Genomic DNA, 12,984 nt, shown 5'->3' with positions numbered 1-12,984 from the left:
TTTCATCATACCAATTGATTGCAAAGGTCTAAAGCTCCGGTTGACATTGAACCGAAGCTTTTTCATTTATAACGCTTGATGGATCACCTTTTTATAATAAAGCACAGACAGGAATCCGAAGATTGAATACAAGGCGGCGTACAGTCCCATAACGATGACCATCGGGATGTCGAATTCCCCGCCGAATAAAAACCATCCAGATTTGACTGCGAAATAACTATGGATAAGGCCGATCATCAGTGGAATTCCGAAATTGAACAGCTGTTTGGCCCTGATCCCCCTAATCAGGTCAGATTGGGTGAAGCCCAGTTTTCGAAGAATCGTGTAATTAGGCTTTTCGTCTTCACTTTCATCCATTTGCTTAAAATAAAGGATGCAGCCTGAAGTAATAAGGAAGGTCAGCCCAAGGAATCCGACGATGAACATGATGAGGCCGATATTCCTTTTCTGCTCCCCTGCCAGATCCTGTTGTGAATCATGCTCGAATCCTTCTGCAAAACCAAGCTCATGGAAAAGGGCATTTGCTTCATCAAGTTTTTCTCTCTTGTCTATATCAACACCGATATAGATGTTTGATTCCTTTTGGATTTCAGGATCAAGATCTTGTTTCAGTTCCACAAAAATGTCATCATCCACAATCCCGACCGGTGAACCTCCTGCTGTGTAATACCATGAAATCGGAAATTCATCCCGCATGCCCAGATAGTCCTGCTCAATTGATTCCTTCTTCCCTTTTAATACAATCCTTCCTGAATCGGAGAGCGGCAGTACTTTCTGCAACATATCGCTGTAACCACTGAACAAGACTTCTTTCTTGCCTACATCAATTCCTTTGATTTCTTTTTCACTGATGATGGAAGTCGGCATCGCTTCAAGTGTGCCATTTACAGCAAAGTCAGATTCGGTGACTTCTTCAAGGTCTGCAGCGACCATGATTACCTCCATTTCTTCTTTGCTGAATTTGATGCTTTTTTGCTCCAGCTTATCTTTGAACTTTGTAAAAGCTTCTTCCGATGTAAAAGTGAAATCAGACGGAACATTATCCTTGGCCATTTTTTCCGCAGAGTAATAAGAAATGTAACTCAATGACAGTAAACCGATCGCCAGTGCTGAAACCGTGGTGATGATAGTCAGTAAAAGGGCATTCGACTTCATCCTGAACATGACGGAAGAAAGTGACATCACTTCATTGATATTCAGGTAGCCGCCCTTCTTTTTCCTGATGATCTGGAAAATGAAACTGACCGATCCTTTATAAAATAGGTACGTTCCGAGGATTACGGTGGCCAGGATAAAGATCATGGCAGCGAAAAGCTCCTGCATCGTCTGGAAGTCTCCTTCAAACAGCTTGGATGAAACATAGTAGCCGGCAGCAATCAGGGCAACGCCCAGGATTCCAAGCATCATAATCCAAGCGGACACTTTCTTTACCTTTGTCTCGGTGGAAGAACGCACTCTGAATAACGCCAGAATGCTCTGTCTCTTGATAAACAGAAAATTCATCACCATGATCAGAATGTAGATGGCGCTGAAGACCATCACCGTCTGAAACAAGGCCTGCGTTGAGAAATGAAGTTCAGCAATCGCATCAACTCCCGTTATGTTGAACATGATCATGATGATCAGCTTAGAAAATGAAAATCCGATCAGGATACCAAGTATCATTGAGCCGAAATACAAAAGAAAATTCTCCATCGTAAGAATCCAGAAAATCTTCGATTTGGTCATCCCGATCAGTTGGAAGAGACCGATTTCCTTGCCTCTCCTTTTGATGAAAATGGTATTCGCATAGAGCAGAAAGATTGTAACGATCATTACGAGAAGGACAGAGCCCGCTTTGATGGCCGCCCCTCCTTTTATTGATCCCTTCGCTGCATCCATCGATGGATCATATTGAAGAGTAACAAACGCAAAATAAAGGGCAACACTGAAAACGAGTGCAAATACATACAAATAGTAATTCTTCAGGTTCTTCTTCAGGTTCCTGAAAATGAGCGTATTAATGTTCATTTTGAACACCGCCCAATACACCCTGGGTCTTCATTATATCTTTGAAAAAGGCTTGTCTTGATTGGTCGCCTTTGTTCAGCTGGGTATAGATTCGTCCGTCTTTAATAAAGACGACCCTGCTGCAGTAGCTTGCTGCGACGGGATCGTGCGTGACCATGACGATCGTCGATTCCAGCTGGTCGTTCAGTCCCCCCAGTTTATTCAAAAGGTCGGATGCCGACTTGGAATCAAGCGCTCCCGTCGGCTCGTCGGCGAAGATGATGCTTGGCTCATGGATAAACGCCCGGGAAGCAGATGTACGCTGCTTTTGCCCCCCTGAAATTTCATTAGGGTATTTATCTTTTAACTCTGCAATGCCGAGTTGTTCGGCAAGCGTGGTAAACTTCTTTTCGGCTTCTCTTTTTGATGTTTTCTTTATCGACAGCGGCAGAAGGATATTCTCTTTAACCGTGAGTGTGTCGAGCAGATTGTAATCCTGGAAGATAAACCCGAGATGATTCTTCCTGAATTCCGCAAGCTGCTTATCTTTCATCCTCGTCATTTCATTATTTTCAATCTTTATTGATCCTTCACTCACTTTATCAATGGAGGACAAGACATTGAGGAGGGTGGTTTTCCCGGATCCAGAGGGACCCATGATCCCGACAAATTCGCCCTTGGCGATCCGCATATCGATCCCTTTCAGTACTTCCTGCTTATTGAGCTTATTTCCATAGCTTTTGTGAAGTTTCACTGCTTCTAATATCGTCATACTAAAAAACTCCTTTGGTTTGATACTTTCATTATAGAAAGCAGAAAAACATTTTTCCTTTTATCCGCCGAACAAAATGGAAAAGCATGTGACATTTTTGTCACATGCCGATCGTTCCTTCAAACTCATTCCTCTCTGGGAAGACGAGCGTGAGGCTTGTCCCCTTCCCCGGTTCGGATTCTGCCTTTATATGAATGTGCAGCGCATCGGCCACTTTTTTTGCCAGGTACAAACCCATTCCTGTAGAAGCATTATTTTGGTGATCATCAGTGGACGTAAAGCCTTTTTCAAATATTCGGGGCATATCCCTCATGGAGATTCCTCTTCCGAAGTCACGGATGATGAGGACGGTATGACCATGTTCACGGCTGCTCCTGATTTCGATATCACTTTCCATGCTGTATTTAACCGCGTTTGTCAACAGCTGTCTAAGTATGAAAGCCAGCCATTTGTTGTCTGAAAGAATGTCTTTCACTTCCAGCTCGATATCAAATCCGATTCTTTTTTGAATGCACCAGGATTGCAGTGTTTTGATTTCCCCGTAGATCACTGTCTCAAGGTCTGCCTTTTCTATGTAAAGATCATTCTCAAGGAAATCCATTCTCTTCTGATGAAGCTGCTGGTCGAGAAGAAGATGAATCCGGAGCCATTCGTATTTCAGCGGTGCCTGTATCAAGGGATCGTTCAATCGCTCAATGATCAGGCTCATGGCGGTTAACGGAGTTTTCACTTCATGGATCCAGGCAAGAAGTTCATCCTTTTCCTGCTCGATCATCCGTCTATGGGAAGCGGCTTCCACCTTCAGTTGATCCGCCTGCTCCGTCATACTTCGGTGAATCACCTTTTCAAATGGAGTCCGGGGTTCAGGTATTCCCGTTGTATGCAGATTTGCATCCCATTCTTTCAGCTCTTTGTAGTATGTTGTTTCAACATGGTAGCGGACCACGATAAAGAGAATGAAAATAAGGGTTGAAAGGAAGACCACATAGAGAATCGATGAAAACGGCAGGGAGTGATCAAGGTAAGCGACAACGGCCAGGAGTACCTGTAAACCGATGAAGAGCAAGAACCAGCTTATTCTTTCTCGGATAAAATGAGCGATCATATTGATTCCTCCTCCAGTGCCATATAACCCTGCCCCACTTTGGTTTCGATTTGATCGCCCAGTCCGATTTCATCAAGCCGCTTCCGCAGCCTGTTGACATTTACCGTCAAGGTATTATCGCTGATGAACCGTTTATCATCCCATAAAGAATTGATCAAACTGTCCCTGGTGACGATTTTATTTTTCTGGCTGATCAAAAGCTTCAGGATGAACATTTCATTTTTTGTAAGCTGAATGATGCCCTTATCATTCTTAACCGTATTCCTCTCATGATCCACAGCAGCCCCGCACCACGTCTTCAGGGTCACCTGTTCTGTATTGTAGTTGTAGACGCGCCTGAGGGTTGCCTGCACCTTCGCGATCAGTACATCAAAATGAAACGGTTTCTGAATGAAATCGTCTGCGCCGAGCTGCATCGACATCACCATATCCGTTGGATGATCCCTGGAAGACAGGAACAGGATCGGCACATTGGAATGAGATCTGATCATCCTGCACCAGTGAAAGCCGTCATACTTCGGCAGCTGGATATCAATGATCACAAGGTCCGGTTTCACCTCAGAGAATTCCTCCATCACTTTACTGAAATCTTCTATCCCATAAACGTCATATGACCATTGTGATAAACGGTTTTTCACTTCGTTATATAAGGTTTTGTCATCTTCGATCAACATTAGTTTAAACATCATTTTCACCACTCTTGTAGGTTAGTTACAGTGTAGCGGAGAACGGAAGAATTTTCTAGGTGGAAATTTTCGTATTCTTTGGTGCGTTGTTTATCTTTCATCACAGCGGGAAAAACAAAGCACGTCCCGAAGGAGGAGATATCACATGAAGCATGCGAAAGCGTTCGCCATTAAAGGAATCATGATCCTGGCTGTGTTTTCATTCGTTCTGAGCCTCGGGTTCCGTATTTCTGCTGAAAGCACTGCGCTCATCGCCGTCCTGTTTGGAGGTGTCTCTTATGGTGCGGGAGATCTGGCCTTTTTACATAAAACAAATAATGTCGTCACCACCGCAGTTGAATTGATCATTGCCTTCATATTGGTCTGGGCAGTGATTTCTATGATTGAAGGATTGGACGCAGATGTCGCCCTGCCTTCCGCATTCATTTCAGCCCTCCTCATCGGTGTGGGGGAATATTTCTTTCATTTTTATATTTATAGACATAAGCTTGGGTCGGCGGACGATAGGTCCATTCATGTATCAGAATAAAGTAGCATAGTGAGAAGAAGTTGGGATAAAAGTAAACTAGTCTAAAATAAAACCCGAACTGATTTGCATGTGATGAGGCAAATCAGTTCGGATTTTTTCAATTTATTTAGTGCACATTTAGGTTTTAGCTCTTTCCAGCGGTTGATTGGAGTGCAAGGCGAAGACTCCTGCGGGGAGAGAGCTTAGGTGAGACCCCGCAGGAACGCAGTGACGAGGAGGCTCACGGGCTACCCGCGGAAAGCGAAGTCTTGCACGGAAATCATTAGCGGTGTATGGTATCTACACTTTAAAGATTGCCTCAAATATGTGTTTGGGTTTTCTGTTTATTGAACCACATACTCCCTGTACTTCTCAAAATCCGAACTCCTGCATTCCATCGTCAGCTTTGTGCCGTTCTCTTCATATTCGGTATGAAGCACGTTTGCATGTTCATTGAAATAAGATATCAGCTGTCCCTGACTGAACGGGATGAGCATATCGCATTTCTTATAGTCTTTAAAAATATGACCTTTGATGACATCGACCAGCTCATCGATGCCTTTTCGCTGTTTCGCGGATAGATAGATCCTGTCGTTCACAACGCTTCCGACCGATTCTTCATCGACGAGTTCCGCCTTATTGAAGGCGTAGAACATCGGGATGCCTCCCACTCCGATATCATCAAGCGTTTTGTTCGTGACTTCCATCATTGTTTCATGATGGGGATCGGAATAATCCACCACCTGGACGATGAGATCTGCCTCTGCCACTTCCTCAAGCGTCGAGCGGAATGCCTTCACGAGATGGTGGGGCAGCTTGTTGACAAAACCGACGGTGTCGGTCAAAAGGAATGACTTATTATCAGGAAGTGTGATGTTCCTGACTGACGTATCCAATGTGGCGAACAGCATATCTTTTTCAAAAACCTGCTTGTTTTCACCGGAATTGAATGTTTCCAGAAGGGCATTCATGGTCGTCGATTTTCCTGCGTTCGTGTATCCGACGAGTGAAACAACCGGAATACCGCTCTTCTTGCGCTGCTTCCGCTGGGTCTTCCTCAGATCGACTAGCGCTTCAAGCTCTTTGTTAAGTGCCGTGATATTGTCTTCGATGCGGCGGCGGTCGAGCTCAAGCTTTGTTTCACCGGCACCCCTGTTTGCAAGTCCGGATCCCCCTCCTTGACGTCCAAGTGATTCGCGCCTTCCGATCAGGCGTGGCAGCATGTATTGAAGCTGTGCCACTTCCACCTGCAGCTGAGCTTCCCTCGTCTGCGCGCGTTCTGCGAAAATATCGAGGATCAGCATGGTCCGGTCCATCACACGGATATCAAGTTTTTCTTCGAGCACCCGAATTTGTGACGGCGACAGCTCATCATTGGCGATGAGTACATCCGCTTCCATTTCTTCAATCAGAGGCAGAAGCTCATCGATTTTCCCTTTCCCGATATAATGCACATGATTCCTTTTCGGCAGGTTCTGCGTCATTTCTGCGAGGACATCAATGCGGCGGGCTTCGGCCAGCCCCTTCAATTCAAGCATATTGTATTCAAAATCTTCTCCCTTTTCCTTGGTGTTCACGCCAACGGCGATGGCTCTTAAACGTTCTTCCATCATCTATCTTCACTTCCCATTCTTTTTTTTATATCGAAAAAAACACAGGCTGCTGCCTGTGCTTTAGCAAATGGATCCGTCAACCGGCCACGTGCAGCTGTTTTCAAAAGAAAACAACGGTCCGCGTCCTTTTCTTGCATGGGCCGGCATGACTTTAGGATACCCCTTTCACCACACGGTAAAACTCACGGGAACCCGTTAGAAGTCCACTATTCAATTCTATTTTCAAGACACGAAAAAAGAGGAGTCCTTCGCCCCCTCTTCTTCACCAACACGTTAAATGAAGTTTCCCTTAAAAATAGGCAGACCAATTCCATTTACCCTGCGCACAGGCAGAGCGTCCGAACATATTCAATTATCTGTTGGAATCGCGGAATCGTAGTCTGATTAAGATCAAAGGGAAAACCTCCATTTCTTGTAAGTTATGATTATCTTAACATAGATGACCGGGATTGAGAAGACCAATTTGAAGGCCCGTCTCCCACCGCTTTAAAGCGGTGAGGGACGGGCCTTCATTTTACCAGCGTGCGGTCAGCATCTTGCGTCTTGTATAGAATTCGACTCCATCCGGTCCGTTGGCGTGAAGGTCTCCGTAGAAGGAGTTTTTCCAGCCGGAGAACGGGAAGAATGCCATCGGTGCAGGCACCCCGATATTGACTCCGAGCATGCCGACTTCGATGAATTCACGGAAGTAGCGGACATCGCTTCCGTCTTTCGTGAACAGGCAGGCCCCGTTTCCAAAGTCTGATTCGTTGGTCAGGTTAATCGCGTCTTCCAGTGTATCCACACGGACGATCGAAAGAACAGGAGCAAAGATTTCATCTTTCCAGATTTTCATGGTGGATGTCACATTGTCAAAGATAGTCGGGCCGATGAAGTAGCCGTTTTCCTTGTACGCTTCATCCGTACGGCCGTCACGTACCAATGTCGCCCCTTCTTCAACACCCTTCTCAATATAGCTTTCCGTCTTCTTTTTATGTTCATCGCGGATGACAGGACCGAGGAAGACATCTTCATCCATCCCGTTGCCGATCTTTATCGCATCCGCCTGCTCGTTAAGTTTATTGATCAGGTTATCCGCAACATCCCCCACTGCGACTACAACAGAACAGGCCATGCAGCGTTCACCGGCAGACCCGTATGCTGCAGCGATGATTTCTTTTACGGCAGCGTCAAGGTCGGCGTTCGGCATCACGATGGAGTGATTCTTCGCTCCGGCAAGTGCCTGGACCCGCTTGCCGTTCCCTGCAGCGGTTTTATAAATATACTCTGCCACCGGCTGCGAGCCGACAAATGAAATCGCCGGGACATCCTTATGTTCAAGAAGGCCGTTCACAACGTCATGCGCACCGTGGACCACATTCAGCACGCCGTCCGGAAGGCCTGCCTCCTGAAACAGCTCTGCAAGGCGGTTGGCAAGGAGCGGCGTCCGCTCGGAAGGCTTCAGGACAAATGTATTTCCGCATGCAATCGCCAGCGGGAACATCCAGCATGGCACCATCATCGGGAAGTTGAACGGCGTGATGCCGCCGACCACACCGACTGGATAGCGGTACATGCCAGATTCAATATTCGTCGCGATATCAGGCAGCTGTTTCCCCATCATCAGGGTCGGGGCACCGGCTGCGAACTCGACGCATTCGATCCCGCGCTGTACTTCACCGTATGCTTCTTTAAAGCTCTTCCCGTTTTCCTCTGTGATGAGTTTTGCAAGCTCGTCCCAATTCTCGACAAGCAGCTGCTGATATTTAAAGAGAATACGTGCACGTTTTGGCACCGGCGTCCTGCTCCATGATTTGAATGCTTCTTTAGCCGTATGCACCGCGTCATTCACGTCCTGCCTGGTTGAGATCGGAACCTGGGCCAGTTCTTCACCGGTAGCAGGATTCGGTACGGATTGGTAGTGGTCCGTCTTGGCATCCACCCATTTTCCGTTGATAAAGTTCTTCAAGGTATTAGTCGTTGCAGTCGCCATGAATGATTTCCCCTTTCGAGAGTTGTTTTCGGTTGATCAGTGATCCATGCTGATCCCATTTGTCACTTTACTTTTTCGTTTGAGGTGTACTGATAATCGTAGCAGTGGTGATACAGAGCTTCCAGTTCCGCTTTCGTCGGCACCCTCGGATTGTTTGCAGGGCTGCCGCTGATGAAGGCATCTTCCGTCATTTTTCCCACTGCATTAGTGAATGCCTCTTCCTCGATTCCCCATTCCTTAAGATTCGGGATGTTCAGCTTCCGGCAGAGCGCTTTGACCGAAGCCAGTGCATTTTCGGCACATTCCTCATTCGTCAGGTGCCCGCTGTCCTTCACGAAGATCCGCCCTATATCAGCCAGGCGGTCGATGCAGTGGTCTTTGCTGAATTCCAGCACCGCCGGCAGCAGCATCGCATTCGAGTAGCCGTGCGGGACATGGAACAGTGCACCGATCGGGCGTGACATTCCATGAACCAGGCAGACGGAAGCATTGGAAAAAGCCATTCCTCCCTGCATGGCAGCAAGGCTCATTGCTTCCCGGGCATCAAGGTTCCTGTCATCATCATATGCCTTCAAAAGATTGTCCGCAATCAGCTCGATGGCAGCAAGAGCTGCTGTGTCGGTCATCGGGTGGGCTCTCCTTGATAAATATGCTTCCACCGCATGGCTCAGCGCATCGACGCCGGTCGCAGCCGTCACGGTTTTGGGTGAGGAGACGGTCAGGAGCGGATCCACAATGGCGACGTCCGGCATAAAGGCCGGCTGCTTGATCATCATTTTCACGTCATCCTGCGTATTGGTGATGACCGTCACATCCGTCGCTTCCGAACCAGTACCCGCAGTCGTTGGGATGGCGATATGAGGGAGAGGTTTTTTATCGGCTAAAAATCTGCCGCCCATATAATCCCCGATATACCCTCCATTCGAAGCAAGCACAGCAATTGCCTTGGCGGTATCGATGCAGCTGCCCCCTCCGAGTGATATGACCACGTCGCAGCGTTCCTCCTCGAGCATCGAGAGGGCCTCTGCAACATACCGGTCGGTCGGTTCAGACTCGACCCCAAGATAGACGGCGCTCGGAATCCCATGATCCTGTAAATACTGGCGGCACCGGCTGACATAGCCGAGCCCGTCCATGATTCCATCACTAATGATCAGGGCCTTTCCGCCCCGATCTGCCGCTTCCCGGCCGACATTCCCTAAAGCCTCCCGGCCGTAAAAAATCGTTTCCGGCACACGAAAAATTGCAAACTTCTCCACAGACCAGCACCCCTTTTATCGTTTGATAATAAGATAGGGTCTCTATGAAGTACATGCTTCCCAGGATGCGCAACCCGTCAGTAAAATCTAAATATTTAAACTATTCATTTAGTATAACAGAAATTGTAACAGACGTCCCTTGTTAAGCTAAAGCATCGCCGCACAGGCATTTAACATGGTATAACGGCGAGGACCGATACCGAAGAAAACATTCCTCAAACGAAAAAACGCACCTTCGAGTAAAGGTACGTTTTCACCATTTCGGTTCAATGATTATTTTTCGTTTTAAAAGGTCGATATCGATGCACTGGATGGCACAAATACAGGTTACATCCACTTTGACGCAAGTGTCGGTTCTTTTCAACACAAGGATTTTACAGCAGGAGTGATCATTTTTTCCACAGATGCAAAGCGGGCGCAGCAGGGAGATTGTTGCACAACCGGATTTTTCATCGAGATCTTCAATGCGGAAATAGCTTGTTTTAAAAGACGCCGCTGTTCCACAAGGATCCTTATCAATCCCCGTAATGATCAGCTTTCCATCCTCTGTGTATAAAGAAAAAGGAATGGTATCGACACCTACCAGCTTTGAGAACATTTTTCCAAAGTAAGGGATGTCGGCTTGGTTGATGAAATCCTGTACCTTTTTCAGTTCAGCCAGCGCTTTATGGATACATGTAGAATCAGCTTTGCCCTGTTCTTTTACCAAGTCTCTCCCCCCCATCGTCTACATCATTATTCTATGGAAAGTAAGGTCTCAGGTGTACGAAATAGAGCAAAATGGACATTTATCCCTCCTTCTTCATTAAGTACGCACAATATGGAAGAAGCCTCTTCGCCACTTCAAATTCACGGTGTTTGCTGCCTGGCCTCCAATTCACTTCAAAGATCCATAATTTCAAATTTTCATCAATACCGACATCGATCCCCAGTTCATCAAATGAATGAGGATAAAGGCTGTCAAAATGTCTTGGGAAAGCATGTGCAAATGACTCAAGCTTCACCCGTACCTCTTCCCAGTCCTGGCCGAATTCCGCTTTCAGGAAAGGCACCCAGTCACCACGGTACCCGCCGCTGCTTACATTGCTCACGAGTTTTCCAGTTCCGCTGATACGCGGGTAAATAAGATTGATCTCCCATCTCCCTCTTCCATTTTTCTGGACATGAATTCGTATATCATACGTCAACCCTGCGTTTGTCCTGCACAGGATGAATGGCTGGATCAGATAGCGGTTATCCAGCAGCAACTGATGAATCCATACTTCCAATTCGTTTTGGCTGTATTTTTGAGAGGAGAGCCCAGCGGTTACTAAGTAGTGATCGTCTTGTTGTTCAAGAAAATAAACATTCTTCCCTTTATTTCCCGACAATGGCTTGATGACAAGCTTTTGATATTGTTGAAAAAAAGCGGTCACCTCACCGAATCCCGTAAGTGGTAAGGAAGGGATAAGGTATGAGGCGTATTTTTTCTTGTTTTTAAGCTTGTGATAGACGGTCAATTTGTTGCCCACGGAATGACTCGTGAATATACAGTGTTTCTTTAATTCTTTTGTGACGATTGATTGCTCCTTCGTTTTCGGGTTGGACAAATTAATAATGACCTCGGGATAGTTTAGGTTCTTTCTTTTCCACTTTCCTTCCTGAAAGACCCATCCCTTGATCTTTTTATCCCTTTTATTCACCCCGCTGTAGGTAAAGTAGCAAAAATTGATGTCCTGCATCTTTGCGACGGCTGCGCATGCGTATGCCTTTTTCACCCGGTGAGGCTGAGACCGGTGGTGCAGCATCCCTACCATTTTCATCTTCCATTCCCCCTATAGAGGTTCTAAATAAAACTTCAATTCCTTTGCGGCATGCCTGGCAATGTCCTTTGCTTTTTGAATTGTTTCAGCTCTTGTAATAATGCAGGCATACCTATCCCCCATTGATCTTGCCGGCATGACGATACTGCCTGCCTCAGGTGTTACATGCACATATTCGACTCCATCGAGGCTCTGCGCCTTTTCTATTCCGCTTATATGCAAAAGTCTTCCGGCCGTCTTCAGCGTTAAATACCTGGCATAGGTGGACCGGGCAGGTACCGCATGGAAATAAGGCACTTCCCCCAGCTGCATCTGCAAAAGTTCCTTCAAGGGATTGAGCCCAGTCCCCGTCTCGATAATCTGATTCATCCATCCCCCCGACATCCGCGGATTGATTTCAATAAGCTTCCAGGTGTTTTTAACATGACGCATTTCGAGATGGCATGAGCCATGGCGAAGGCCGATGAGTTCGAGGATGTCACGGACGGCTTTCTTGAGGGAAGCTGCCTTTTCACTGCTGATTTCTGCGGGGAAAGAGTATCCATTTATGATGAAGGATTCATTCCATTCCTGTTCGATGACTGCAATGAGGAAAATTTCCCCTTTGTAAACTGCCACTTCGATCAAGTACTGCGGACCATCCAGGTATTCCTCTGCTAATACCGGCTGTTCTCCATACTTTTCAGAAAAAAACAATAACGCATCTGCCATTTCCTCCTCTGTCTTCACAAGTTTTATATCCTTTGAACCGTTGGAGACCACGGGCTTAAGGATGAGAGGAAGCGCATGAACATGAGAACGGGAGAATTCGGTGAAGTTGCTCAGATTCTCAACCACTGAGAAAAAAGGGGAAGAATTCAATTCCTTCAGTTTTTTCCGAGTGTCAGCTTTGTTTTCTGCAAGTGTCAGTGCATCCGACGATAAATCCCCCAGTCCCAGCTCTTCTGAAATCCGGGCCGCATAGGACACAAAGGGATCTATGAAACTCATGCAGGCAGATACCTTGTTTCCATTGCTCTCTAAACTTTTTAAGAAGTGGAGCAGATTTTCTTTTTCAAAAAGATTCCTCATATAGATGATTTCATCCGCTTCAGGTATTTCCAGCCGGAGGCGGTCTGTAACCAAAACGGTATGGCAGCCCATTTCTTTCGCCGTCTTTACGGCTTCCCTGCTTGTACCGGACTTTCTGCTTCCAAGAAATACAATCGTCTGCATCTCTTTCATTCCCTCTTGATTCAATATACTTATTCTTATGAAAAAAGAAGTTGGGATGACACA

The 12,984-nt window shown here is 46.5% G+C and carries 11 protein-coding genes; 1 reads left to right on the top strand and 10 read right to left on the bottom strand.

What is annotated here, in order from left to right; genetic code table 11:
- Positions 1-66: 66 nt before the first annotated feature.
- The 4 genes from ACKA06_RS17470 to ACKA06_RS17455 form a co-directional block, all read right to left on the bottom strand.
- Positions 67-2,010, bottom strand: coding sequence for an ABC transporter permease (locus ACKA06_RS17470; protein ID WP_411160286.1), 1,944 nt, complete (start codon positions 2,008-2,010; stop codon positions 67-69).
- A complete protein-coding gene (locus ACKA06_RS17465) occupies positions 2,000-2,761 on the bottom strand; it encodes an ABC transporter ATP-binding protein (protein ID WP_411160285.1) in 762 nt (253 codons plus the stop codon). The genes ACKA06_RS17470 and ACKA06_RS17465 overlap by 11 nt, the downstream gene beginning before the upstream one ends.
- Positions 2,762-2,861: 100 nt before the next feature.
- Positions 2,862-3,866, bottom strand: a complete 1,005-nt coding sequence (locus ACKA06_RS17460) for a sensor histidine kinase (RefSeq protein ID WP_198258602.1) — start codon at positions 3,864-3,866, stop codon at positions 2,862-2,864.
- The gene (locus ACKA06_RS17455; protein WP_032086209.1) at positions 3,863-4,552 is read right to left on the bottom strand and encodes a response regulator transcription factor; all 690 of its coding nucleotides are present in this window, start codon (positions 4,550-4,552) and stop codon (positions 3,863-3,865) included. Before ACKA06_RS17455 ends, ACKA06_RS17460 begins: the two co-directional genes overlap by 4 nt.
- Before the next feature lie 145 nt (positions 4,553-4,697).
- On the opposite strand from ACKA06_RS17455, the gene ACKA06_RS17450 reads away from it, so the two are divergent.
- Positions 4,698-5,081, top strand: coding sequence for a DUF2512 family protein (locus ACKA06_RS17450; protein ID WP_198258603.1), 384 nt, complete (start codon positions 4,698-4,700; stop codon positions 5,079-5,081).
- A 323-nt stretch (positions 5,082-5,404) separates the two neighbouring features.
- Here ACKA06_RS17450 and hflX read toward each other — a convergent pair whose 3' ends face one another.
- The 6 genes from hflX to ACKA06_RS17420 form a co-directional block, all read right to left on the bottom strand.
- Positions 5,405-6,670: a GTPase HflX gene (hflX, locus tag ACKA06_RS17445; RefSeq protein ID WP_411160295.1), complete on the bottom strand. Its 1,266-nt coding sequence runs from the start codon at positions 6,668-6,670 to the stop codon at positions 5,405-5,407.
- 517 nt (positions 6,671-7,187) lie between these two features.
- Positions 7,188-8,645, bottom strand: a complete 1,458-nt coding sequence (locus tag ACKA06_RS17440) for a CoA-acylating methylmalonate-semialdehyde dehydrogenase (protein ID WP_411160284.1) — start codon at positions 8,643-8,645, stop codon at positions 7,188-7,190.
- A gap of 62 nt (positions 8,646-8,707) precedes the next feature.
- The gene (locus ACKA06_RS17435; RefSeq protein WP_198258605.1) at positions 8,708-9,904 is read right to left on the bottom strand and encodes an iron-containing alcohol dehydrogenase; all 1,197 of its coding nucleotides are present in this window, start codon (positions 9,902-9,904) and stop codon (positions 8,708-8,710) included.
- A 253-nt stretch (positions 9,905-10,157) separates the two neighbouring features.
- Entirely contained in the window at positions 10,158-10,613 is a 456-nt protein-coding gene (locus ACKA06_RS17430; protein ID WP_411160283.1) for a CotY/CotZ family spore coat protein, read from the bottom strand.
- A gap of 79 nt (positions 10,614-10,692) precedes the next feature.
- Positions 10,693-11,706: a YheC/YheD family endospore coat-associated protein gene (locus tag ACKA06_RS17425; RefSeq protein ID WP_198258607.1), complete on the bottom strand. Its 1,014-nt coding sequence runs from the start codon at positions 11,704-11,706 to the stop codon at positions 10,693-10,695.
- Positions 11,707-11,718: 12 nt separating this feature from the next.
- On the bottom strand, positions 11,719-12,930 hold the full coding sequence (locus ACKA06_RS17420; protein WP_411160282.1) for an ATP-grasp domain-containing protein: 1,212 nt from the start codon (positions 12,928-12,930) through the stop codon (positions 11,719-11,721).
- Between the last annotated feature and the right edge of the window lie 54 nt (positions 12,931-12,984).

This window comes from Rossellomorea oryzaecorticis, from assembly GCF_045897515.1.
Lineage (GTDB): Bacteria > Bacillota > Bacilli > Bacillales > Bacillaceae_B > Rossellomorea > Rossellomorea enclensis.
Note: the sequence above shows the minus strand (reverse complement) of the source record. Positions and strands in the feature narration are given on the sequence as shown.

What these genes read in the sequence shown, in the direction of transcription:
- ACKA06_RS17470 (WP_411160286.1), bottom strand. Translation starts at nt 2,010, where the DNA reads ATGAACATTAATACGCTCATTTTCAGGAACCTGAAGAAGAACCTGAAG.
- ACKA06_RS17465 (WP_411160285.1), bottom strand. Translation starts at nt 2,761, where the DNA reads ATGACGATATTAGAAGCAGTGAAACTTCACAAAAGCTATGGAAATAAG.
- ACKA06_RS17460 (WP_198258602.1), bottom strand. Translation starts at nt 3,866, where the DNA reads ATGATCGCTCATTTTATCCGAGAAAGAATAAGCTGGTTCTTGCTCTTC.
- ACKA06_RS17455 (WP_032086209.1), bottom strand. Translation starts at nt 4,552, where the DNA reads ATGTTTAAACTAATGTTGATCGAAGATGACAAAACCTTATATAACGAA.
- ACKA06_RS17450 (WP_198258603.1), top strand. Translation starts at nt 4,698, where the DNA reads ATGAAGCATGCGAAAGCGTTCGCCATTAAAGGAATCATGATCCTGGCT.
- hflX (WP_411160295.1), bottom strand. Translation starts at nt 6,670, where the DNA reads ATGGAAGAACGTTTAAGAGCCATCGCCGTTGGCGTGAACACCAAGGAA.
- ACKA06_RS17440 (WP_411160284.1), bottom strand. Translation starts at nt 8,645, where the DNA reads ATGGCGACTGCAACGACTAATACCTTGAAGAACTTTATCAACGGAAAA.
- ACKA06_RS17425 (WP_198258607.1), bottom strand. Translation starts at nt 11,706, where the DNA reads ATGAAAATGGTAGGGATGCTGCACCACCGGTCTCAGCCTCACCGGGTG.
- ACKA06_RS17420 (WP_411160282.1), bottom strand. Translation starts at nt 12,930, where the DNA reads ATGAAAGAGATGCAGACGATTGTATTTCTTGGAAGCAGAAAGTCCGGT.